The sequence below is a fragment of the Sorangium sp. So ce834 genome, from assembly GCF_051521425.1.
In the GTDB taxonomy this organism is placed as follows: domain Bacteria; phylum Myxococcota_A; class Polyangia; order Polyangiales; family Polyangiaceae; genus Sorangium; species Sorangium cellulosum_D.
Genome location: NZ_CP150351.1, coordinates 1,664,791 through 1,688,637 on the forward strand (window position 1 = coordinate 1,664,791; position 23,847 = coordinate 1,688,637).

The 23,847-nt window shown below is 69.7% G+C and carries 15 protein-coding genes; 9 read left to right on the forward strand and 6 right to left on the reverse strand.

The genetic code is table 11. From position 1 onward, the window contains the following. The first annotated feature begins 163 nt into the window (after positions 1-163). Positions 164-2,632 (forward strand): ATP-dependent helicase, encoded by a 2,469-nt coding sequence (locus WMF20_RS06080; RefSeq protein ID WP_437611466.1) that lies wholly within the window; start codon positions 164-166, stop codon positions 2,630-2,632. Positions 2,633-2,662: 30 nt separating this feature from the next. Here the strand turns inward: WMF20_RS06080 and WMF20_RS06085 are convergent, their stop codons facing one another. Further along, positions 2,663-3,742 carry an FG-GAP repeat domain-containing protein gene (locus WMF20_RS06085; RefSeq protein WP_437611468.1) on the reverse strand — a complete coding sequence of 360 codons (1,080 nt, stop codon included), beginning with the start codon at positions 3,740-3,742 and terminating at the stop codon, positions 2,663-2,665. A gap of 772 nt (positions 3,743-4,514) precedes the next feature. Between WMF20_RS06085 and WMF20_RS06090 the strand changes: the two genes are divergently transcribed. The 3 genes from WMF20_RS06090 to WMF20_RS06100 all read left to right on the forward strand — a co-directional run bounded on the left by WMF20_RS06090 (position 4,515) and on the right by WMF20_RS06100 (position 8,219). Next, entirely contained in the window at positions 4,515-5,498 is a 984-nt protein-coding gene (locus WMF20_RS06090; protein WP_437611470.1) for a hypothetical protein, read from the forward strand. A 293-nt stretch (positions 5,499-5,791) separates the two neighbouring features. Next, on the forward strand, positions 5,792-6,775 hold the full coding sequence (locus WMF20_RS06095; protein ID WP_437611472.1) for a hypothetical protein: 984 nt from the start codon (positions 5,792-5,794) through the stop codon (positions 6,773-6,775). Between the two features lie 1,042 nt (positions 6,776-7,817). Beyond that, positions 7,818-8,219, forward strand: coding sequence for a hypothetical protein (locus tag WMF20_RS06100; RefSeq protein ID WP_437611474.1), 402 nt, complete (start codon positions 7,818-7,820; stop codon positions 8,217-8,219). A gap of 66 nt (positions 8,220-8,285) precedes the next feature. On the opposite strand, the gene WMF20_RS06105 is transcribed toward WMF20_RS06100, so the two are convergent. Further along, positions 8,286-9,872, reverse strand: a complete 1,587-nt coding sequence (locus WMF20_RS06105; protein WP_437611476.1) for an SNF2-related protein — start codon at positions 9,870-9,872, stop codon at positions 8,286-8,288. Between the two features lie 338 nt (positions 9,873-10,210). After that, on the reverse strand, positions 10,211-11,281 hold the full coding sequence (locus WMF20_RS06110) for a GH12 family glycosyl hydrolase domain-containing protein (RefSeq protein WP_437611478.1): 1,071 nt from the start codon (positions 11,279-11,281) through the stop codon (positions 10,211-10,213). 644 nt (positions 11,282-11,925) lie between these two features. Here WMF20_RS06110 and WMF20_RS06115 point away from each other — a divergent pair. The 3 genes from WMF20_RS06115 to WMF20_RS06125 all read left to right on the forward strand — a co-directional run bounded on the left by WMF20_RS06115 (position 11,926) and on the right by WMF20_RS06125 (position 17,718). Further along, complete coding sequence (locus tag WMF20_RS06115) at positions 11,926-14,337, forward strand: cellulose binding domain-containing protein (protein ID WP_437611480.1); 2,412 nt, start codon at positions 11,926-11,928, stop codon at positions 14,335-14,337. A 120-nt stretch (positions 14,338-14,457) separates the two neighbouring features. Continuing rightward, positions 14,458-15,618 (forward strand): RCC1 domain-containing protein, encoded by a 1,161-nt coding sequence (locus WMF20_RS06120; protein WP_437611482.1) that lies wholly within the window; start codon positions 14,458-14,460, stop codon positions 15,616-15,618. A 357-nt stretch (positions 15,619-15,975) separates the two neighbouring features. After that, on the forward strand, positions 15,976-17,718 hold the full coding sequence (locus WMF20_RS06125) for a DUF4268 domain-containing protein (protein WP_437611484.1): 1,743 nt from the start codon (positions 15,976-15,978) through the stop codon (positions 17,716-17,718). Between the two features lie 197 nt (positions 17,719-17,915). Here the strand turns inward: WMF20_RS06125 and WMF20_RS06130 are convergent, their stop codons facing one another. Next, entirely contained in the window at positions 17,916-18,887 is a 972-nt protein-coding gene (locus WMF20_RS06130; RefSeq protein WP_437617083.1) for a D-2-hydroxyacid dehydrogenase family protein, read from the reverse strand. 52 nt (positions 18,888-18,939) lie between these two features. Here WMF20_RS06130 and WMF20_RS06135 point away from each other — a divergent pair, with 52 nt between their 5' ends. Then, a complete protein-coding gene (locus WMF20_RS06135) occupies positions 18,940-20,016 on the forward strand; it encodes an ABC transporter substrate-binding protein (RefSeq protein ID WP_437611486.1) in 1,077 nt (358 codons plus the stop codon). A gap of 49 nt (positions 20,017-20,065) precedes the next feature. On the opposite strand, the gene nudC is transcribed toward WMF20_RS06135, so the two are convergent. Both nudC and WMF20_RS06145 read right to left on the reverse strand, forming a co-directional pair. Continuing rightward, entirely contained in the window at positions 20,066-20,875 is an 810-nt protein-coding gene (gene nudC, locus WMF20_RS06140; protein WP_437611488.1) for an NAD(+) diphosphatase, read from the reverse strand. 114 nt (positions 20,876-20,989) lie between these two features. Continuing rightward, the gene (locus tag WMF20_RS06145; RefSeq protein WP_129573460.1) at positions 20,990-22,036 is read right to left on the reverse strand and encodes an ABC transporter substrate-binding protein; all 1,047 of its coding nucleotides are present in this window, start codon (positions 22,034-22,036) and stop codon (positions 20,990-20,992) included. Between the two features lie 424 nt (positions 22,037-22,460). Here WMF20_RS06145 and WMF20_RS06150 point away from each other — a divergent pair, with 424 nt between their 5' ends. After that, complete coding sequence (locus WMF20_RS06150) at positions 22,461-23,723, forward strand: RCC1 domain-containing protein (protein WP_437611490.1); 1,263 nt, start codon at positions 22,461-22,463, stop codon at positions 23,721-23,723. The last annotated feature ends 124 nt before the right edge of the window (positions 23,724-23,847 follow it).

The window sequence follows — 23,847 nt, forward strand, 5'->3', positions numbered from 1 at the left end:
GCTCGTCCGGGCCGCGTCGTTCCAGTGCCCTGTCGGCGGCGCACGCGCGGGGCAGATTACGGCGAGCGCGCCTTTTTTGCGGCGGAAAAAACGGGGCAACGGCGCGGCGGTCTCCGGGCTGGCCGGGCTCCCGCTCGCGCGATGGTCGTGCTAGCGACCCCGTGTGGATCGTATTGCCGCACCCGACGCCGACCGCTCTCCGCCGCCCGAGCCTGGCCTCCCCCACGAGGAGCTGAACGAGCCGCAGGCGCGCGCGGCCCGCCACGCGGCGGGGCCGCTGCTCATCTTCGCGGGCGCGGGGAGCGGCAAGACGCGCGTCATCGTGTACCGGATCGCGAACCTCATCGTGACGCACCGTGTCCCGCCCTACCGGATCCTCGCGGTGACGTTCACGAACAAGGCGGCGACCGAGATGAAGCGCCGGCTGGAGGGGCTCATCGGGGCCGACATCGTGAAGGACCTCTGGGTCGGCACGTTCCACGCCGTGTGCGCCCGCCTGCTGCGCCGGCACCACGAAGCGGCCGGGCTCGAGAAGAACTTCGTCATCTACGACGACGACGACCAGCGCGCCGTCATGAACCGCGTGCTCAAGGAGCTCAACCTCGACGACCGGCGCTACCCGCCGCGCCAGGTGCTCTCGCGCATCCACGCCGAGAAGCAGGAGGGGAGGGGGCCCGGCGAGTTCGAGCGGAACGGCTATTTCGACGACGCGATCGCGCGGTGCTTCGAGGCGTACGAGCGGCACCTCAAGGCGGCGAACGCGGTGGACTTCGACGATCTGCTGCTCTCCGTGCTCCGCATCGCGGAGGACCCGACGAGCCTGGCGGGCGAAGATCTCCGGGCGCGCTTCCGCCACGTGCTCGTCGACGAGTTCCAGGACGTGAACCAGGTGCAGTACCGGCTCGTCCGGGCGTTCTGCAAGGCCCACGACAACCTCTGCGTGGTCGGCGACGACGACCAGAGCATCTACCGCTGGCGCGGGGCCGACGTGCGGATCGTCCGCGGCTTCCGGCGCGATTTCCCGCACGCGACGGTGGTGAAGCTCGAGCAGAACTACCGCTCGGTCGGGCACGTCGTGCGCGGCGCGCTCGGCGTGATCCGCCACGCGTCGGACCGCGAGCCGAAGGAGCTCTGGACGGCGAACGCGGACGGCCCGCAGATCGACGTGGTCGCGGCCGACAGCGAGCACGACGAGGCCGCGTGGGTGGTCGAGTGCGTCAAGGAGCTCATCGCGCAGGGGGTGTCGCCGAACGAGATCGCGGTGTTCTACCGGATCCACGCGCAGTCGCGCGTGCTCGAGGAGGTGCTGCGCGAGGCGCGCATCCCGTACCAGATCATCGGCGGCACGCGCTTCTTCGAGCGGGCGGAGGTGAAGAACCTGCTCTCGTACCTGCGCGTCGTGGCCAACCCCCGCAGCGACGTGGATCTCAACCGCATCATCAACGTGCCGGCGCGCAAGATCGGCCAGAGCACGGTGGACAAGCTCATCCAGGCGGCGGATCTGCTCGGCGTGTCGCTCTTCGAGGCGATCGATCCGCTCATCGAGGGGCGCGTGCCGCCGTCGGCGATGCCGGGGGGCAAGCTCGAGCCGCTCGCCACGGCGGCGAAGCGCAGCCTGCTCGGCTTCCGCGATCTGATCCAGGGGCTCATGACCGAGGCGAGGAGCGCGTCGCCGAGCGCGCTCGCGGAGGAGGTGCTCGCGCGGTCGGGCTACGCGCGGATGCTCGAGCAGGACGAGAGCGTCGAGTCCGAGGCGCGGCTCCAGAACCTGCGCGAGCTCGTGCAGTCGCTCGTGGACTACGAGCAGGAGGCGATCGCGGCCGGCGAGGACGCGACGCTCGAGGGCTACCTCGAGCGGGTGAGCCTGGTGTCGGACGTGGATGCGCTCGTGGACATGCCGAAGGTCGCGATGATGACGATCCACGCGGCGAAGGGGCTGGAGTTCCACGCGGTGTTCCTGACCGGCATGGAGGAGGACCTGTTCCCGTTCCGGAGCCAGGATCCGAACCGCAAGGGCGACATCGAGGAGGAGCGCCGGCTCGCGTACGTCGCGATCACGCGGGCGCGGGAGCGGCTGTGGATCACGCACGCGGCGCGGCGGGCGATCTTCGGCCAGACGCGTTACTGCTTGCCGAGCCGGTTCCTCGCGGATCTCCCGCCGGCGTCGGTGCGCCCGATGGCGACGCCGACGGCGATGATGGCGCAGCGTCGGGTCGACGTCGGGGGCGGCGGGTACGCGGCGTCGGGGGGGAGGTTCGGCGGCTCCGGGGAGCGCGCGTGGGAGGGGCGGGGCTCGTGGGAGGGCCGGCGGCCCGCGGCGCAGGCCGAGGAGCGGCTCGCGTGGTCGCGGTTCGCGCGGGACGGCGAGGCGGCGAGGGCGCCGGCGGCGCGCGGCGTGGACCGGGTGGAGCGGGCGCCGGGCGAGCGGTACGTCGAGCGGGAGGCGGTCGACGCGGGGGGCGAGGGCGGCGAGGGGCTGGCGCTGCGGCGCGGGATGCGGGTGTTCCACGAGCGGTTCGGGCCGGGCGTGGTGGAGAGCGTGGACCCGGGGGCGGATCCGATCGCGACGGTGAAGTTCTCGGGGTGGGGGAAGAAGCGGATCAAGGCGGCGTTCTTGCGGGCCGGATCGTGAGGGCGCGTCGCGACGATGGGCGGCGGCCGATCAGCCGCCGCCGTGAGGGCCCGGGATCACCGGCCCCGGCGCGAGGACGCGGCTCCCGTCCATCAGCCACACGGCCATCTCGCCCGTCCCGGCCCTCTGCCAGATCACATCCGCCATCCGATCCAGGTTGACGTCGCCGGCGGCGCGCGCTTCCCAGCCGTCGCCGATCGGCCCCGGGATCACGGGTCCCGCCGCGAGCAGCTGGGTCCCCTCCAGCATCCAGACGGCCATCAGCCCTCTCTCCTGGTTGCTCCAGAGCACGTCGAGCATGCCGTCGGCGTTGAAGTCGCCCACGCCGGCGGCGACCCAGCCGTCGCCGATCGGCCCGGGGATCGCCGGCCCTTCCACGAGCGGTCGACTTCCGTGCATCAGCCAGACCCGCAGCAGTTTCCGCTCGATATCGTTCCAGACCACATCCGCCATTCCATCGAAATTGACGTCGACCGGAAAGCCGAAGGCGAAGCCGCCGATCGGCCCCGGGATCGGGGGCACCGCCGCGAGCGGCTGGGTGACGTTCATCGGCCAGACCGCCATCCGGTTGTGCTCGGCGTTGAGCCAGAGCACATCCGACATTCGATCGAAGTCGAAATCGCCGGGCAGGGCGATCCAGCCATCGGCGATCGGCCCCGGACCCGGAATGGACGGTCCGGGCGCGCGCAGGCGGCCGCCGTCCATCAGCCAGACCGCCATCAGGTTCCGCTCGTCGTGGGACCAGAGCAGGTCCGCCATGTTGTCGGCGTCGAAATCGTTCGCCCAGACGAGCCAGCCATCGCCGCCGGGCCCCGGGATGAACGGTCCGGGCGCCAGGAGGTCGCTTCCGTTCATCAACCACACGGCGATCCGGTTTCGTTCGGCGTCGTACCAGACCACATCCGCCATCCTGTCGGCGTTGAAGTCGGCCGTCTGGGTGATCTTCCAACCGCGGCCGTCGCGCCGCTGCCTCGCGGCGCCGGGGGGTGGGGCCGCAGGCGCGATGGAGCGGCCGTCGTCGTCCAGGCCGTCGCCGCGCGCACAGCCGCCCGTCGCAGGGAGCGCGGCGGCCACACACAGCGCCATCACGACATTCATGGACGTTCTCACGCGGGCCTCTCCTGCCGTGCGTGTGGTGCATGGCCGCCGGCGGTGTCCGGCCGCCTGCCCTCCGCCCGAGGGCGCGCGGCTCACGCGCCGGGAAAGGCGGCAAGTGCCGGTCCATTCCATCCGGCGCCCGCCTCCGCGCCGAACCACGGCGTTGCGCGCACAGGGGATCGCCCTCGGAAGACGAGAATCACCGGGGCGTCGAGGGCATCGGGGGAGATCGCCTCTGCCCACGGCGTCCGGGGGATTCGACGACTCGGGCCGTCGGGCTGTTCCGGGCGCAACCAGCGGCGCGGGCATGTCCACAGCCGGGGGGAAGGTCGTCGTTGGGTGGTGGCCTCGATGGCCCCGGAGTGATTCACATGAAGGCGGGAAGATCATCGATCTTCTCTTCCCGCCTTCCATGTTCGAAGTACGTACCACCCGTGCTTGGCGCGGCCTGCGTGGGTCTTGCTGGCCAGGTCCCGCGGGGGTCGACCTCCACACGACCAGATGCCGGGCCAGGCGTGAAGGGGGTCGAACCCCCTCGGGACCAGGTGTCCGGCCAGGCGTGAAGGGGGTCGAACCCCCCCTCGATCAGGTGCAAGGCCACCTCTCGGGAGGGTCGACCGCCACTCCCACCCCTGCAGGACCGGTTCCGGCGGGGGTCGAACCCCGTCCGTGGGGTCGCGCTTTCACGGCTGCCATCCTTCTGGTACGTGAGCCTCCGCATCCCTGGCGGCCGGCTCCGCGGCGCCCGCGCGAGCCCGAGCCAGGGCCGAGGAGGCCCATCTCCGTGCACAGGAACATCCGTCGTGCCGTCGCGTCGGCGCTCGCCGCCGCGCTCCTCTCAGCCTCGGCAGGCGCCGCGGCCGCGCCGCCGTCCGGCGCCCGCGATCGGCTCGTGGCGCAGGCGCACACCGCGGTCGACGAGGGGCGGCTCGCCGACGCGCGCGAGCTGTGGATGGCCGTGTGGAAGCTCGAGCGCTCCCAGGTGGCGGCCTGCAATATCGGCGCGCTGTCGTTCCGGATCGGCGACATGCCGGCCGCCGTGCGCTGGCTGTCGCTCTGCAAGGAGATCATGCGCGCGCCGCGGACCCCCGACGAGCGCGCGCTCTACGAGTCGCGGCTGGTCGACCTCGCCCGCGCGCGCCAGCTCGCCGGCGAGCTCCGCATCCTCGCGCCCGCGGGCGCGACGGTCACCATCGACGGCGCGCCGGCCGAGATCGAGGGCGACAAACCCATCCCCGTCGAGCCCGGGCGCCGCGTCGTGCGCGCGGCGCTGGACGGCAAGACGGCCTCGGCCGAGGTCGACGTCCCGCGCGGCGAGACGCGGGACGTGAGGCTCACCTTCCCCCCGCCGCCGGCCGAACCGCCGCCGCCCGAAGGCCCGCGCGTGGCGCGACCGAGCCCCCCGCCGCCGCCGCCGCCGGCGCGACCGATGCCGGACGGCACCCTCGTCACGGGCGGCCTCGGCCTGTCCGCCACCCTCGCGGCGGCCGGCGGCGTGCTGCTCGTCGGCGCCGAAAAGCGCGAGGAGGCGGTCCTCGCCGCCGCCCGCGCCGCCGGGCCGAACGGCTGCTTCCGCGTGCGCTGGCCGATGTGCCAGCAAGCCGCCGCGGCCCACGGCGAGATGCGCACCCTCCGGCAGCTCGGGGTGGCCGGGCTCGTCACCGGTGGAGCGGTCCTGGCGGTCACGCTCGGATACACGTTCTACCCGCGTGCTCAGGCCGACGTGAGGATGTCGGCGGATGGCGTTACGGTCAGCGGCGTCTTCTGACCACGGATTCGACATCGATCCTGGCCTGACCCGCGCGTGACCGGACGGCGGCGTCCGCGCGCCGCGCACTGGCGAAAACTTGCGTGACGTCCGCGGGGCGAGCGCGGCATAGTGAGCCCGTTCGAGGATCAGGCCAACGACTCTCCCGGCGGATTGGGGCCGCCGGGGCTGCCGGCTGCCCAGCCTTGTGCCGGAGGACTGGACGCACAATGAGCTCTGTCAAGCTTTGTATCGGGGGCTTTTTATTTCTCACGGCTCTGGCGCTTTCTTTCGCATGTGGTGACGAGCCGTACGTGGGGGGCGACTGCTCGACCACGGACGACTGCCTGTCCGAGGGGCAGAGCGCGCCGGGGACGGTGTGCATCAACGAGCGCTGCACGTGCGCCGAGCCGGGGAAGGTGGTCTGCTGCGCGCGCGGCGAGGAGGAGCCGGGCTGCTTCCTGATGTGCCGGCCCTGCGACGAGTGCGCGAAGGGGACGGCGGAGTGCTCGGGCGTGGTGGATCCTTCGGCGCAGTGCGAGAGCGACGCGGAGTGCCCCGGTCCGCCGGATCCGCGGTGCGGCGCGGGGCGCTGCGTCGAGGGAAAATGCGAGCTCGACATCAAGCCGGGTCGGCTCGCATCGCAGCTCCGCGGCGACTGCAAGCAGGACGAGTGCACGGAGGAGGGGCGCGTGGTCAGCGTGCCGGCGTACGACGTGTACAACGACGGCAACCAGTGCACGAACGATCTCTGCGATTATGACCGGCCGCTCAACGCGCTGCTCGACGGGGTGCTCTGCCCGATCTCGGGCTCGGGTCGGTGCCATGAGGGGCGGTGCGTCGAGTGTCTCCACGACGACCCCACGCTGCATTGCGCCGCAGGGTTGGCGTGTGATGGTGTGTTCTGCGTCCCGCCCCACTGCGTCAACATGGTGTTCGATGCCGGGCGCGGAGAGACGGCTCAGGACTGTGGTGGGGATTGCGCGCCGTGCAGGGACGGGGATCCATGCAATGCCGCGACGGACTGTCAATCAGGGGTCTGCACGATGGCGCATTGCAAGGCGCCGACGTGTGCCGACGGCGTGAAGAACGGCGACGAGACCGGCGTGGACTGCAGCGGTTCATGCCCCCGCCGCTGCCCGGACGGCGGCGGCTGCACGTCGGGAGATGACTGCGCGAGCGGCGTCTGCTGGGCCGGCGCGTGCGAGGCGCCCAGCTGCAAGGACGGCGTGGAGAACGGCGACGAGCTCGGCGTGGACTGCGGCGGTAAGGGTTGCGACGCGGCGTGCCCGGGGTGAGCGGTCGGCCTGCCCCCGCACTGAACCAAAGTAGGGGTACCTCGATCGGTTGAGCGCAGGCCGCCCGTCCCGGGCGTCCGAGCGCAAGTTACAAGCCGGATCCGACGCTGGAATCTGGAGTCGATTCCTGTTACACGGCTGTGTCTGGCTGGTGACCGCTGAACAGCGAAACGGCTCACGCCGCGCAGTGACCGCCGCCGTGAAGCAGACGCTTGGCGAGCTTGCTTCCGTCGGAGTAATATGAACCCCCCAGTGAGGACGCTCGGTTCCGAAACGTGTTCCAGCCTGCGTCGCCGCTCTTCTGTTCTCAGCTTCAGCCCTCTCATTGATGGTGCCGGGATGTACTATCCGCATCGGGAAAGGGGATGTGGACGAAACGGACGGAAGGCAGCCTGATCCCGCTGGCGAAGCCGGAACACAACCCAACCCTCCCGGCGCGGCGGGCAGCAAGGACGAGCCGGTAGGCTCCGGCGCCGGAGCCGACTCAACCCCCCGAAGAGCAAGCGGCCTTTGATGCGGTACAACAGGCGGATCCTCAGCTAGTCGCCCTTGCCACCGTCAAGGCGAGCTTCGTCGGATACCTGATCAACGGTTCGATCGAGTCTGAGGGGATTGAACCCGAAAGCCTCGACCGTGAGGCGCTCGACTCCCTGGTAGCTACTTACCTGCCATGGGCTATGGAGCAGGCTGACGCGTGGCTGTCCACGGTCGATCCTGCAACACTGTCCATGTTCCCCATGGGCCATCCAGTGAGATACGAGTGCGCCGACGAGTTCGGATGCCCTTATACTCTGAAATGCTGGTCTCCCTCCAAGGGCAGGCCGGCAGTGTGTGCGCCCAATGACTGCGTCGACGCGCGGTGCAGGGCTTGTCCAGAATGGTTCGGAGGTTTCTCCAGGATCGTTATGTCTGCATGGTGCTCCTATGTTTGCATGGTTGACGCTGAGGTCGTCGGATCTGCCGGATCCCTCATCAGCAGGTTCAGGAGCGTTCCGGTATCGTTCTGCATGGTGGACGGGCAATCCGGCTGGCCTTTGTGACAATGAGCGACAGCGAATCGGCAAGACAGGCCGCCTTCTCGAGGACCATGGCATCGCTGGTGTGCCTGCTGGACGCCATGGCTCTGTTCGCCGCTCCGAAGCTGGCCGCGAAGATCGGCCGCGTGCCGCCTCGCGAAGGAATTCTGGAGCACTTGGAGGCTTATTTGATCATAGCGCCCGAGATGACTGCGCCAGTAGGGGACATGCCCCGGCAAGACACGACACCGCATGCTTTGAAGCTGCGTGAGCTGTTCTCCGCCTGGACACCATCGAGCCAGATCCCCCAAGAGATCGTGCAGGCGGCGCGCGAATTCCTTGAAGCTTTCGGTATCGCCGGACCGGATGAGGGGTGGGACAACTTCGAGGGCTTCCCTGATGATCCTCAGACGCAGGAAGGTGATTGAAGGACGCTTCTGCTGTGCGCGGGGTGGTGGGTGGAGGGCAGATGCGACTTCACTGCATGGCGCGCCTCAATCGGCTCCGGCGAGCAGCCGCTCGATCTCGTGCATCGTCTCGACGTCATCGCCGACCATCGCCTTCATCGACTGGATCCTGCGGCACACGATCGCGGCGATCTTCTCTTCGACGGTACCGTCGGCATAGGCCCAGTAGACCTGCGCAAAACGTCCATCGCGGTGACAGCGGCCCTCGATCTGCGCCATCTGGATCGCCGACCACCGCAGATCGTGGATCACCTCCGAGCGCGGGACCTCGTTGTGCTCTCCCTGGTGGAGCGAGATCCCTTCTTCCACGGTGAAGAGCGCGACGCGCGGCTCGCCGCGCTGGAAGCGGAGGCGCTCGGCCTCCTTCTCGCCGGCCGGCATCGCGCCGTGGATCAGCGCGCACGGGACGCGCTCGCGGGCCAGCGCGGCCTGCACGGCCTCGAGCGTCTCCAGGAAGGCGACGGAGACCGCGACCTGATGCCCGTTGTCGAGCAGCTCACGCACGAGCTCCACGGTGCCCGCCACGCGGATGAGCGAGCTCTTCTGCCGCAGGCGCAGCGTCGCGGCGAGGGCCGACCTCGGGTTCGCGCCCTTCGGCACGAGCTCCATCTCCCGGCGGAACGCGGTCCACGCGTGCGCGTAGAGCTCGCGCGCGGAGGCGTCGAGCTCGATGGGGGTGAGGATGCGGTTGATCTCGGGCCAGCCGGCCACGTCCTCCGGGCGACGCCGCATCCCCACCGCGGGACGGCCGTCGAACAGGAGCGCGCGCACCTTCTCGCAGTCCGCCGGATCGCCGCGCCAGTCCCACCTGCCGAACGCGCCGCGCGTGACCCCGAGCCCTTGGCCTTCGCACCACTGCTCGAAGTCCTTGAGATCCGCGGAGCGGCTCCCGGTCGCGCTCGCCAAGAGCGGCGCGAGATACGATAGCTCCAGCGGGTTCTGCCCCGCGGTGGCCGAGAGCCACAGCACGAACCCTGCGCGTGCGTTGAGCTTCACCGCGAGCTTGGAGCGCGCCGCCGCCGGGTTCTTGCAGCGGTGGCTCTCGTCCCAGATCACCACGTCGAACTCCGCGGCGCTGCCGGCGCGCGCGAGGCCCTTCTTCGATCGGATCCTTCGCCGTGCCTCCGGGGTCACCTCGAAGAGCTTGCCGAGCCGATCATAATTGATGATGACGATCTCTTTGCCTGCGTCGCCCATCGCCTCGACCGTGCGGCGCCAGTGCGCGACGACGGCGAGCGGGCAAACGATCAGCACCGCCGCGACGTCCGGCATCCGGAGGACCGCGGCCCAGGCGGTGATCGTCTTGCCGAGGCCGACGTCGTCGGCGAGGAGGAACCCGGCGCGCCTCTCGGCCTTCGCGGCGGCGATGGCCCGCACGCCGTCCAGCTGGTGCGGGCGGAGGACGATCGCCCCCGCGGGGGCGGCCGGCGCGGGCGCCGGGTCGTCGTTGAGCTCGCGCTCGATGCGTCGCTCCCACGAGTATGCCGCGGCGCGGAACGGCGCGAGGGCCGGCGGGAGCGTCTCTGCGCGAGCGACGAACACGCCGTGCGCCGCCTCCCAGCGCGCGCCGCTCGCGGACGCGACCGCGCGCATCGCGAACGGGACGTCGAGCACATGGGCCCGCTCCGGCGCCGTACGCGGAGCAGCGACCGCTGGAGCGGCCGCGCTGGGGGCTCTACGAGGGGCCGAGACCGTTCGCTTGGCGCGCATCGTCGTCATGACGGCCCTGATACCAGCGCGGCCGCGCGATTGCGCAGAAATCGGCCTTCATGGCGAGGGGTCGAGCCTCCCCAGCCGGCGCGCACGGTCCCGATGAAGCTACAAGTTCAAGGATGTTGAATTGGGCGGACGAGACGAACGAGGCAAATTCACGACGCATGGCCACGAACAGGTAGCATCTGACAAGCACGATCGCGCCTCGACCCCCCGGCGAAGCGCGCGCTCGGTCCACGTCAGTTCACGTCAACGTAGAAGTCGACGCTCTTCAGGTTCGTGATTGGGCCCTCCCAGATCTCGAACCCGACGGCGACCGCGTTCACCTGGTTGCCGGGCACGCTGAGCCCGCGCGTCTGCGCGTCGCGCACGAAGTCCATCACGTCGAACTCGATCTCGTAGCTGTCGTTGCCCTCGGCGCGCACCCAGTTCGTGATCGGCAGCCCGTTCACCATGCCGTTCCAGATGTTCCACGTACCGGGGACGTTCGCGACCGTCACGCCCTGGTGCGCGGGGTTCGGCTGCCCGGCGGGCTGATAGCGCGGCGGATCGCGCAGCCACACCATGAGGTAGCCTTGGAGCTGCGTGCCGTTGCCCATCCAGATGTCGTACGCGGCGTTGTACTGGCCCTCGTTGCCGTTCTTGGCCCAGCGCCAGCCGGTGCGCAGGCTCGTGATCGAGGCGCTCGGCGCCGGCAACCCGCAATCGGGCACCTCCCTCACCGAGTAGCGGCCGCAAAACACGGTCGGGTACGAGGCGGGCTGTCCCATCGAGCCGGCAGAGCCGCTCATGCTCTCCACCGTGAACGACGTGCCCTCCCACGAGACGGTGTGGTTGCCGAACCCGGGGCCCCATCCGTTGGTGATGAGCACGTACGGCGTGCCGTCGCGCGAGACCAGGCCCGTCTCGTATCGCTCGCTCGATCTGCCGGAGCCTTCCATGGTCCCGGTGCCGAGCTCGGAGCCCGGGTTCGCGGTGCCGCCCGTGCCGGCGCTCTCGCCCGCGCCGCTACCACCGGTACCTGCCGCTCCGCCGCCGCCCGATCCCGCCGTGGTGCCGACGCTGCTGCCCGCGCCGCCGGTGCCGCCGCCGGCGCCGCCGGTGCCGACGCTCGTGCCGCCGGTGCCGCCCGTGGTCGAGCCGCCGCCGCTGCCCGCGCCGCCGCTCGTCGAGCCGCTCGCGCTCGGCAGCCCGCCGGAGCCCGTCGCCTCGCCGTCCCCTCCGGGGTCAGAAGATCCAGAGCAACCCGCGACGAGGGTCACCGTCAGCGTGAGCAGTGCGAAAGACTCGGCCACGGTACGCGCGCGCATGCCGCGGAACATACACCTGAATACCGGCGCACGGCGGCGCGCGGCGACGCCGTTCGCCAAAAAGCAGCGCGCGATTTGAACAATTTCAGCAACAGCGACGGCGTCACCGCTCGGCTCCAAAAGTGCGGCGTGCGTCGATCCAGGAGCTCGTGAACCCGGCGTCGCTCCGTCGCCGTTGACACTCCGCGTCCTCGCGTGGGCGCCGCTCCTGCGAAGGCCGGTCGGCCGTCGCGGACTCTGTAGCACGACCCGTCGAACGATCCACCAGAGCCGCCGGTGGCGCGAGGAGCTCTCGTGACAAGGCCATGAGTCAACTTCATCGTTCTTTACGATATTTCACACGATATCTTCCAGGGCCGCGCGCGCGGACCATGACCGGCGAATGCCGGGAATAGGGCATAGCGCGCCCATTGACGAGACGAATATTCGCGTCTAACAACACGGGTGACCGGTTCGGCGGGCTTATCGTTCCTGCGCCCTCATCATGAGGGCATCTTCGTCTCCAGGTGCGCGCTCGCTCGACGCCTCCCCCGCGGAGCCGAGGGCCGGCCGCGTCGTCGCCCTGCCGAACCAGGGGGCGACGACGGAGCGCTTTGTCATCAACTTGGGTGAGATCTATGCACAACCTCCAGAGCAGATGGGACATGTGGGTAGCCGCTGCAGCGCTGGCGCTCGTGCCGGCTTGCGGCGACGGCTCGACGGAGCCGATCGGCAGATCCCAGGCCGCGCTGCAGGGCGCGAACGGGATCAGCGCCGATCTCGTGATCGACTCGCAGTGGGGTCAGGGGTACTGCGCCAGCGTCACCGTGAGCAACCAGCACGCGAGCGCCACGACGGGGACGTGGAGCGTCGGGCTCGACGTCGGCCCGGGCGCCATCTTCTCGAGCTGGAACGGCACGCTCAGCGGAAGCTCGGGTCAGATCACGGTCACCCCTCAGGGTAGCAACGCGGCGATCCCCGCGTCGGGCAATGCCCAGCTCGGCTTCTGCGCCAGCATCCCGAGCCCAGGGATCCAGCCGGTCCTCCTGTCGGTGGGCAGCGACCTGCCGCCGATGGGCAACGGCGTGGCGATCGCAGAGTACAAGTTCCCGGCCGCGGTCGACGCGATGGTCAGCCCCGACTACGAGACCGAGCTCTGGGCGTCCTTCTACCGCCCGGCGAGCCTCGAGGCCGGCAGGCAGTATCCGCTGCTCGTGTTCATGCACGGTAACCACCCCACCTGCGGCACGGGCCAAAACCCGCGGGTGGACAACAACAACCAGTATGCCACGAGCGGGACGTGCCCGGCGAACTACGTCGTCGTCCCCAACCACCGCGGCTACGACTACATCGCCACGGATCTCGCCGCGCGCGGCTACTTCGTCGTGTCCATCAACACGAACCGCGGCATCCACGCCGCCTCGGGCTCGCCCAGCGACGAGCTGGTCATCGGGCCGCGCGGGCGCCTGCTGCTCCGCCACCTGGAGCGGCTGAGCCGCTGGGACAGCGGCGCCGAGACGACCCCCACGGAGCTCGGCGTGGATCTGCACGATCGCATCGACTTCGATCAGGTCGGCTTGATGGGCCACTCGCGCGGCGGCGAGGCCGTGCGGTTCGCCTACAACGAATACCGCCGGAGCGGCAGCCCGTGGCCCGCCCTGATCGAGAGCCCGGTGAGCATCCGCGGGATCTTCGAGATCGGCCCGACCGATCAGGGCCAGAACGGCCAGCGCCTGAACGCCGACCAGACGGCCTGGAACGTGATCCTGCCGGCCTGCGACTGGGACCTGAGCGATCTGCCCGGGCTGCGCCCGTTCGATCGCATGATGAGCATCCCCGAGCCGGAGCCCCTCTCCAAGTCCTTCTATCATGTGTGGGGCGCCAACCACAATTACTACAACAGCGAGTGGCAGCTCGCGGACGGGAACACCGGCGGGATCACCGGCTGCATCGACCACGAGGAGCTCTTCGATCCGCTCGAGTACGGGTCGCCGGCGCAGCGCGAGACGGGGCGCCTCGCGGCCGTCTCCTTCTTCACCGCCAACGTGGGCGCGGACCGCGACGAGGCCGCGAACGCCCTGTTCGACCCCGCCTTCCCGTTCCCGAACGTCCCCTACCGCGTTCGCCGCGGCTATCATCCGGGCGGCGACTCCACCGACAGCCTGTTGCTCGAGGATTTCATCAGCCCGACCGGCACGAGCTCCTACGGCCTGCCGAACACCACCGGCGGCACCATCTCGGTGGAGCACATCGCCCTGAGCGGACACGACCCTTCGCACTCGGTCGCCTGGATCCACGACGTGGCCGAGGGCAGCTCGACCTTCTTCCAGTCGAACTGGTCCCCTGTCGGCATGGGCTTCGATCTCACGGGGTACGACTATCTCGATCTCCGCGCCGACCGCGGCTGGGGCTCCGACCCGACGGAGGCGTCGTTCCTGGTGGAGCTCGTGAACGCCGACGATAGCCGATCGAGCGCCGTCGCCATCGACGACTATCTGGAGCTCGGCTCGCCGCCGCGCGGCGGCAGCACGCTGCCGACCGCGCGCATCCCGCTGTCCTTGTTCACCGGCGCCACGCTCGGGTCGGTGCGCGGGGCCCGGCTGACCTTCACCACCCCGCTCAACGGAAACAGCGTGTTCGTGGCGAACCTCCGCGCGACGCGCGCCACCACCGAAGCGCCGGCGGCTGCGGCGCGGCTCGCCCCCGCCGCGTCGAGCGCGGCGCCGCCCATGTCCATCGCGCGCTCCGCCGGCGCGACCGCCCCCGAGCCCCGGCGGATCACGGCCGGCAACGCCATCAAGAGCATGAAGATCAGCGGCCCCGACGCCGTCGAGCTCACGCTCACCAGCGCCGAGTTCTTCGACCTCCGCGCCACGGGCCTGGTGCTCACCGTCGGCGCGGAGCGGAGCATCCGAGCGCGCCATCCGAACGGCGATCTCCACACCGTCCAGTTCGTGCTCCCGCGCGCCGCCTTCGACCGCCTCGCCGCGCAGGAGCCGGTGACGGTCGACTACGGTCCTGGCTCCTCCGTGGTCTGGGACTTCGGTCGCCTCGACAAGAAGGCGCTCGCTCCGTGAGCCGACGGCGATAGGCACGCCGGGGCCCGCATCGCTTTAAGGTCTCCTTAAGGAGCGCCCCCGCCGGCCGCTTCCATAGTTCCTCCGTTCGGCGGAGACGCCCGCCGCACGGAGGAACCCATGCCCCGCTCCATCATCGCTCCTCTCTTCTCTACCGTCGCGCTCCCCGCCGCCCTGGCCGCCTGCGGCTCCGTCGAGATCGTCCCGTACGACACGCCTGGCGCCACCGGCGGCGGTCCTGCCGTCGTGGGGACCGGCGGCTCCGATGCCGACGGCGAGGACGCTTTCCCGACCGGCTCGGGCGGCGCTCCTCCCGACCCGGTGCCTGCGCCCTCCTGCACCGCCGCGGAATGCGCCGTGAGCGTCGCGGCGGGCGCGCCGAAGTGCGCCGTCGCCGCCTCCGGAAAGGTCTTCTGCTGGTGGGGCGGCGTCATGCTGGAAGAGCGCCTGACCGGCGGTCCGGTCGAGCGGCCGGGCCTCGACGATATCGTCGCTGCGTCTGGCCTGGCCGAGCAGATGTGCTTCCTGCACGCAACCAGGCGCGTCTCCTGCCAGGGCTTCAGCCACGAAGGGCAGCTCGGGCAGGCCGTTCCCGTCGGCGTGTCCAGCGCGGAGCCGCTCATGCTGCGGGACGTCAAGGACGTCGTTCAGCTGTCCTCGGGTCATCACCACGTCTGCGGCGTCCGCAGCTTGGGCAAGGTCATCTGCTGGGGCGGCCCGTCGCCCGCGCCGGTGCTCGGCGTCGAGGGCGTCGGGCAGACGCAGGCCCCCATCGCGGTCACCGGCCTCGACGACGCGGTGCAGGTCGCGGCGAGCGTTGAGCACACCTGCGCGCTGCGGGCCACCGGAGAGGTGGCGTGCTGGGGATGGCTCACCACCGGTGGGGAGGCGGTGACGGCCGTGAAGGTCGAGGGCGTCGAGGGCGCCGTCGAGATCACGGCCGGCTGGACGCACGACTGCGCCCGCCTCGCGTCGGGCAAGGTGGTCTGCTGGGGCGGCGACACCCAGGGAGACGACGGCGCCCGCGAGCCGATCCACGTGCTCGGGGTCGACGATGCCATTCAGGTGAGCGCCGGGTACAACCGGACCTGCGCGGTGCGGCAGGGCGGCAGGCTCGTCTGCTGGGATGCCTCGTCGACGGCGACACCGCAGGAGATCGACACGGGGGAGGTCGTTCACGTCTCCGTCGGCTACGACGAGACCTGCGCCGCCCTCGCGAGCGGCGAGATCGCCTGCTGGTCCTGGCGCGACGGCGGCGATGTCCGCGTGTTCGGGCTGTAGCCACAGCGCCCCAACCGACGCGTCGAATCGACGGCGGTTCTATGTCAACCGACGCATGCAGCGTGGCGGCACAATAGGACGGGCGCTGCCAGGTGCTTGACTGTTCGAGAAGCCCGACGCGCCACTGTATCTCGTCGACGCGCTCCGCCAGGGCCGCCTGGACGACCTCAAGGTGCCCCGCATGATGCGCTCAGCGGGACCCTGTCCGGAGCGCTCCTCCGCAGGGGGAGCGCCGTAGGGCCGTAGCATCCTGGCGCCAAGTCTCGCCCCGAAGGCTACACCGGATGCAAGGAGCATCCTGGCGGAGGTGCTAGAGCTAGACCTGCTTCCGGCGTTCGGGTAGGATGTCACCGACAGATGACCGCGACCGTCGAAGACTTGCTGAAAGGGAAGCCGGAGCCAGTTACGACGCGGATTGACGAGCCACTCCGCGAAGTGCTCGCACGTATGATGCGGCACGACTACAGCCAGCTACCCGTCGTCGGCGACGACAGGAAGCCCGTCGCCGTGCTGACCTCGGATGGGATCTTGCGTGCGCTCAACAACTTTGACCTGCCCCCCGGGTCGATGCGCGTCAGTGATGCAATGGATGAGCGCATCAAGACCTGCCGCGCCGACGACGACGTCCTCGATATCCTGGACGATCTGAGGAATGCAGATGCCGTGCTCGTCCTAGACTCGAATGAGGGATTGTCTGGAATTATCACCACGTACGATACCACAGAGTACTTTCGGCGGCGCGCGCAAGATATCATGCTCGTGCAAGATATAGAGGAGTTTGTCAAGGATTACGTGCTAGCCGCGTTTCGCGGCGAGGGCGATGGTAATGACGAAGAAGCGTTGCGGGCTGCCATCGAAGAGATCACGCCGTCAAACTCTAAGGAGCTGCGCGGTCCTTTTCAGAAGGCGATCGAGCATTACTTGAGCCTGTCGGGCAACGGGAACATTAAGGCCGATCCGAAGCTGATAGGGCGGGTTTTTGATGAGCATCTGTTCCGAAAAGGAGAAATAAAGCCGTTCGGAAGGCTGTCGTTGAACGAGTACATCGATATGCTGCTTCACAAGAGCCGTTGGGAGGTATATCAAGGGGCGCTTCACATCGATCGCGAGGCCCTCCGCCGTCTTCTGTACAGCGTCCGCAACACCAGAAACGGCCTCGCACATTTCCGGACCGAGATCACGGAGAAAGAACAGGACGAGCTGCGATTTTGCAGAGACTGGCTGAGCCGCCAGGAGTCAGCCGTGATGGCTGCCTTCGCGAAGGCTGCGCCCGCTCCGGCACCGCCGCCCCGGAACGACCATGAGAGGTCGCCCCCCTCTGCTCCCCCGAACGCCTCGGAGTCAGCGCCTCGCGCTCCAGTCGACGAAGCAGAGCACCCGGATGATAGCCGGTATGCGCAGCTCGCCGCATGGCTTCAGGCGCAACCCTCGAGCGTCGAATCGATTGTGCTAAAATTTTCACACATCGAGTCGATCATCAACGGTAAACTGCCAAGCTCCGCGCGCGAGCACCGGTCTTGGTGGGCGAACGATACCAAGAGCCATCCGCAGTCCAGGCAGTGGCTACACGCCGGTTGGCGAGTGGCGAGCGTGAATCCTCGCGGAGAGAGCGTCACGTTCGTGCGTGACAGGGAGCGCGAGCGGTCCTATGCTGAGTTCTTCGCCTCCACCGCCGCCGAGCTGAAGAGAACAGCTGACTTCGAGTTCGATACTTCGCCTACAAACTACAGCTGGCTGACCATCCGGCCTCGCGGCAACGTGGCAAGCGGGGTAGCTAACCTGAACTTCTCGTTCGCCCGGTCCAAACAGCTGCGCGTCGAGCTGTATATTGACTGTGGAGAGCAGGACAGAAACAAGCGAATCTTCGACGCGCTCTACCGGCAAAGGGAGGAGATCGACGCGGCGGCCGGAGAGTCGCTGAGCTGGGAGCGGATCGACGGCAAACGTGCGTCCCGTATCGCAGCCTACCGTCCCGGAGCCATCACCGATGACGCAGAGTCTCTCGAGGAGCTGCGCTCCTGGGCAGTGTCGACGATGATAAGGCTGGCGAAGGCGCTGCGGGAGCCGCTCGCTCGTGTGCTCGAGAGCGAGAATAGGTAGCGGCCGAAAGGAACGCAGTCGTGCTGCCGCCGGCAGGTGAAATGGGTTTGCCCTGCTACGGACGTAGTGCGGGCGCCACCCTGCGCGGCGCCGACATCGGCACGTCTTTGTGCGCTACGGCGGCGCGTCGCTCTCGAACAGGTGTGCGTAGAGCTCGAGCCACCGCTCGGGGTCGCCGTAGACCAGCGTCCGCAGGATCAGAGCACGCGCACCGGCTGGTTTTCGCGGAACGCGGCGATGTCCTCGAGCGCGTCGCGGTAGAAGATACGATACGTCTCCTCGGTGACGTACCCGAGGTGCGGGGTGAGCACGGTGTTCGGCAGCCGGCGCAGCGGGTGCTCCGCGGGCAGCGGCTCGGTGTCGAACACGTCGAGCGCCGCGCCCGCGAGCCGACCGCTCGTGAGCGCCTCGATCAGCGCGCGCTCATCGACGATCGGCCCGCGTGAGGTGTTCACGAGCAGCGCGCCGGGCTTGAGCAGGTCGAGCTCGCGCGCCCCGAGCAGCCCGCGCGTCCGCTCGGAGAGCACCAGGTGGATGCTGACCACGTCTGCGCCCGCCAACAGCTCGTCGAGCGGGAGGAGCGTGGCGCCGTGCTCGGCGGCGCGCTCGCGCGTGAGGTTCTGGCTGTAGGCGGTCACGCGCATGCCGAACGCGAGCGCGACGCGGGCGACCTGCGCGCCGAGGCGGCCGAGGCCGAGCAGCCCGAGCGTCTTGCCGGACAGGCCGATTCCAAGGCTCGTCTGCCATTCGCCGGCGCGCACCGCGCGATCTTCGCGCGGGATGTTCCGCGCCAGCGCGAGCAGCAGGCCCCAGGTGAGCTCGGCCGTGGGGTAGGGCAGGCCTCCGGTGCCGGACACGACAACGCCGAGCTCGCGCGCGGCGCCCACGTCGATGGCGGCGTTGCGCGCGCCGGTGGTGACCAGCAGGCGCAGCCGGGGAAGCTCGGCGAGCACCGCGCGCGGGAACGGCGTCCGCTCGCGCATCGCCACGATGGCGTCGAACGGCGAGAGCCGGCTCACGAGCGCTCGCGCGTCGGCCACGTGATCGTGAAAGAACTCGACCTCGACGTCCGCGCCCAGCGTGCCCCACGGCGCGAGCGAGCGCGCCACGCGCTGGTAGTCGTCGAGCACGGCCACACGGAAAGAGGTGGGCGAGGGACTGGAGGACATACTTGTCCGCGGATGCTTGCATTTGAACGGATGCTTGTCCAATATTGCGGACGTGGCTCCTCCGCGTCCCGTCCGGCCTGGCCTGCTCCGCGCCGCGTCGCCTGTTGTCTTCCTGCTCCTCCTGCTGGCGCTGTGCGGCGCGGCGGCCTGCTCGCGCGACGAGGCGTCGCGCGCCTCCGCCGCCGGACCGGAGGGCGAGTTCGAGACGCTCGAGCTCCGGTATCAGGGCAACAACGGCACGGTGTCGCCGATCGAGCTCGCGGAGGATCTCGGCTACCTCGCGCCGATCCGCCTGAACTTCATCGGCAGCACGGTGAGCGGCCCGCAGAGCGTGCAGGCCGTGGTCACCGGGGACACCGACTTCGGCGGCGCCTTCAACGGCGCCATCATCAAGCTGATCGCGGCCAAGGCGCCCATCATCGCCGTCGCGGGCTACTACGGCGTCGACGAGCAGCGCCAGAGCGGCTTCTACGTGCTGAACGACAGCCCGCTGCGCGCCGCGCGCGACCTCCTGGACAAGTCGATCTCCATGAACACGCTCGGCGCTCACAGCGAGTTCATGGTCAAGGAGTTCCTGTCGCGAAACCAGATGACGCTGGAGGAAGCCCGGCGCATCACGCTGCTCGTCGTCCCCCCCGTGAACGGCGAGCAGCTCCTCCGCGAGAAGCAGGTCGACGTGGCGTCGCTCGGCGACATCTACCGGGATCGCGCGCTCGAGCGCGGCGGCCTCCGCGCGCTGTTCTCGGACTACGAGCTCTACGGCAAGTTCACCGCCGGCAGCTATGTGATGAGGACCAGCTTCATCAAGGACAATCCCAAGACCGTGCGGCGCTTCGTCGAGGCGACGGCCAAGGCCATCGAGTGGGCCCGGAATACCCCGCGCGAGACGGTGGTGGAGCGCTTCGTCGCGCTGATGAAGAAGCGCGGCCGGAACGAGGAGGACGCGGCCATCCGGTTCTGGCGCAGCTACGGCGTCGCCGGCAAGGGCGGCTCGATCGCGGAGCGCGATTTTCAGATCTGGCTCGACTGGATGGTCAAGGGCGGTGAGCTCAAGCCGGGTGAGATCGCCCTGAGCCGCCTCTACACGAACGAGTTCAACCCCTACGCGAACGAGCAGGCCGTGAAATAGGGAGCGCCGGAGGCGGCGCTGTTCTCTCGGCGCGCCGCGCGGGCCTCGCTCAGGACCGCGGCGAGGGGCGCTGGACGAAGGCGTCGATCAGGCGGCGCGCGATGCTGACCTTGGGCGGGAGGTCGGGCAGCTGGTCGCGTGGGAACCAGTCGGCTTCGACGATCTCGACGCCGTCCGGCGTGAGCGTGCCGCCGGCGTACGCGGCCGAGAAGCCGATCATCAGCGAGCGACCGAACGGCCACGGCTGGCTGCCGAAATACGTCAGATCGCGGATCTGAACGCCGACCTCCTCGCCGACCTCGCGCGCGGCCGCCTGTTCGAGCGACTCGCCGATCTCCACGAAGCCTGCCACCGCGCTGAAGCGCCCGGGCGGAAAGCGCGCGCTGCGCGCCAGGAGCACGCGGTCCTCGCGCTCCACCAGCACGATCACGGCGGGCGCGATCCGCGGGTGCACGCTCAAGCCGCAGCGCGGGCAGCGCCGCGTCTGCTCACCGGCGCTGGGCTCGCGATCGTCCGACGCCGACGGCCCCGGTTCGGTGGCTGCTCCGCAGCGCCCGCAGTGGCGGTGCGTCTCGGCGAACTCGACGCCGGCGAGCGCGCGCCCCAGGATGTTCAGCGTGGGCTCGGGCAGCTCGGAGAACAGGGAGCGGACCGACGCGAACGCGAGCTCGGCCGGGAGCTCGACGTCGGGCCGAGCGCGCGCCGCGTACCAGCCGCGATCCTCGAACCTGCCGAGGAACACGGGCGGATCGGCGAACGGCGGGAGGGCGTGGCGCCGGCCGAGGAACAGCCCGCCGGCGCGCTCCACCACCACGTCCAGCTCGCGCACGATCACCACGATGTCGTCGTTGGCCGTCATAGCGGAGCGCCAGTGTACGCCGTTCGCCGGGCGCCGCCAGCGCCGCGCGCGACAGCTGGCAGCGGCGATTCGGTCTGCCTGTCCCGGCAGCTTCGCGTCGAGCGCGAGGCGCTGTCAGGGCGCCGGGCGGGGCTTCCAGAAACCTTCGAGCTTCTCCTCTTTCAGGACTTGATCGAGGAAGCTGCGGTCGACCCAGGGCTCGAAGTCGAACGTCGCGCGGATCAAGCCCAGGCGCTTGGCGTCCGCGATGCTCGTTTTGTAGCGAGCGATCACGTACGCGTCCACGAGCGGGCTGTCTTTCTCGCGCGCGGACTCGCCAGCCCAGTCTTCCTTGAACGACGCGAACGGCGTGCCGGAGCGCGCCCAGAGGCGGTACGCCTCTGTCAGGTCCTTCTCCTGATCCGCGAGCCATTTGGCTGCAAGGACGTACTGCCGCACCACGCGCTTGGTGACCTCGGGGTACTTCCGGATGAAATCGTCCGAGCCGATGATGGTGCTGTTGCAGGTGTAGCGGGGGTCGCCCTTGGTCGAATAGATGATGCGCACGAGGCCTTGATCGCGCTGGGCGAGCAGATCGGTGAGACCGATGGCGGCGTCGACGTCCTTGGTGGCCAGGGCGGCCTTTGTGGTCGCGTTATCCATGTTGATGGCGCGGACGTCGCGCTCGCTGAGCCCGTGGGCCTCGAGGATGCGCGCCGCCGAGAGCTGCAGGCAGGTGCCCTTGAACACCGCGAAGCGCTTGCCCTTGAGATCCTTGATGCTCTGGATCGGCGAGTCCGCGGGCACGGCGATGTACAGGTTCGTCTTCGGCCCGCTCGCGAGGATGCGCGTCTTCAGGCCGCCGGCGCGGCCGATGATCGAGGGCAGATCGCCGAGCAGCGAGTAATCGGTCAGCCCGTTGGCGTACGTCTCGTTCACGGCAGGTCCGGCGCCGCGCAGGAAGCTCCAGCGCACCGGAACGCCGTCGCTCTTGAACTCGCTCTCGAGCGCGCCGCGCAGGTTGAGCAGCGACCAGGCCGAGCCCCCCACCACCGGGCGGTTGCCGACGCCCACGCCGGGGTTGGCCACGCGGATCTCGCTGGGCTTTTCGGCGGCCCGGGCGCTCAGCGCAATGGCGAGCGGCGCGAGCACCAGGGCGAGCAATCTCAACAAGGACTTCATGCAAAGTTCCCTTCCGGTTGGCGTCCCTCGCAATCTATCGAGCGACGGCATGTCTACGAGCATGGACACGGTTGCCGAGCGAAAATGGATGTCGCGCGGTGACGCCGGCGGCGAGCCTGCGGGTCAAGCTGCTGCTCCAGCAGCAGCGGCGGCGCATAGCTGCTCGGATCCGTGCAGCGGCGCGACGAGCCGTCCCGCATCGTCAGGTGCGCTGGCGATCGTCTCGGCGCGCCTCGTCATCGTGGCAGGCGCTTCTAGCAAAGCAGAGGCCAGGCGGGCGTGGCACGACGGGCGTGAGCTCGAGAGGCCGGGACTCCGCGCTCAGGGCGCCCGGCGCTGCTTTAAGGCCTCATTAAGGAGCACCCCCGCCGTCCGCCTCCATAGTCCCTCCGTCCGGCAACGACGCCCGCCGACGGAGGATCCCATGCGCCGCGCCATCGTCACCCCTCTCCTCTATATCGTTGTTCTCCCCGCCGCCCTCGCCGCCTGCGGCTACGTCGAGATCGCCCCGCACGACACCTCGGGCGGTACCGGCGGCGGTCCTGCCATCGCCGGGACCGGCGGGGGTCCTGCCATCGCCGAGACCGGCGGCGGTCCTGCCGTCCTGGAGACCGGCGGCGGTCCTGCCGTCCCGGAGACCGGCAGCGCCGGTGCCGGCGGCGAGGACGCTGCCTCGACTGGCTCGGGCGGCGCACCTCCCGACCCGCCGCCGGCTCCCTCCTGCTCCGCTGCGGAGTGCGCCGTGCGCATCGCCGAGGGCGCTCCGAAATGCGCCGCCTCCGCCTCCGGAAAGGCCTTCTGCTGGTGGGACGGATTCGTGCTGGGGACCCGCCTGGCCGGTCCGGTCGAGCTGCCGGGCCTCGACGATATCGTCGCTGCGTCTGGCCTGGTCGAGCAGATGTGCTTCCTCCATGCTGGCGGGCGCGTCTCCTGCCTCGGCCTCAGCCACTACGGGCAGCTCGGGCAGGCCGTTCCCGTCGGGGCATCCAGCGCGGTGCCCCTCGAGCTTCCGGGGGTCGAGGGCGTCGTCCAGCTCTCCTCGGGTCATCACCACGTCTGCGGCGTCCTCGGCTCGGGCAAGGTCGTCTGCTGGGGCGGCCCGTCCCCCGCGCCGGTGCTCGGCGTCGAAGGCGTCGAGGACGCCTATGGCATCGGCGTGACGCAGGTTCCGGTCACCGTCACCGGCGTCGACGACGCCGTGCAGGTCGCGGCGAACATCGATCACACCTGCGCGCTGCGGGCCACCGGAGAGGTGGCGTGCTGGGGGTGGCTCACCTCCGGTGGGGAGGCGGTGACGGCCGTGGGCGTCGAGGGCGTCGAAGGCGCCGTCGAGATCTCGGCCGGCTGGGCGCACGACTGCGCCCGCCTCGCATCGGGCGAGGTCCTCTGCTGGAGCGATCGCTACCAGCGGGACGACGGCGCCCGTGGGCCGCACCAGGTGCCCGGGCTCGACGATGCGATCCAGGTGAGCGCCGGGTACAATTTGTCCTGCGCGCTCCGGCTGGGCGGCAGGGTCGTCTGCTGGTGGGCCTCCGCGAACGCAACCCCGTCGGAGATCGACATCGGCGAGGCCGTTCACGTCTCCGTCGGCTACGAAGAGGCCTGCGCCGCCCTCGCGAGCGGCGAGATCGCCTGCTGGCCCCACCACGCCAGCAGCCGCAGCGATGTCAGGGTGTTCGGGCTGTAGCCTCAGCGCCCCAGCCGGCGCGTCGAAGCGACCCGATCGCAGGTCGCGGTGCACCCTGCGCGCTCAGCACCTCGTCCCAGGATCGCGTCGCGGTGCTCGACTCGATGTGACGGCGGGCGGCCGG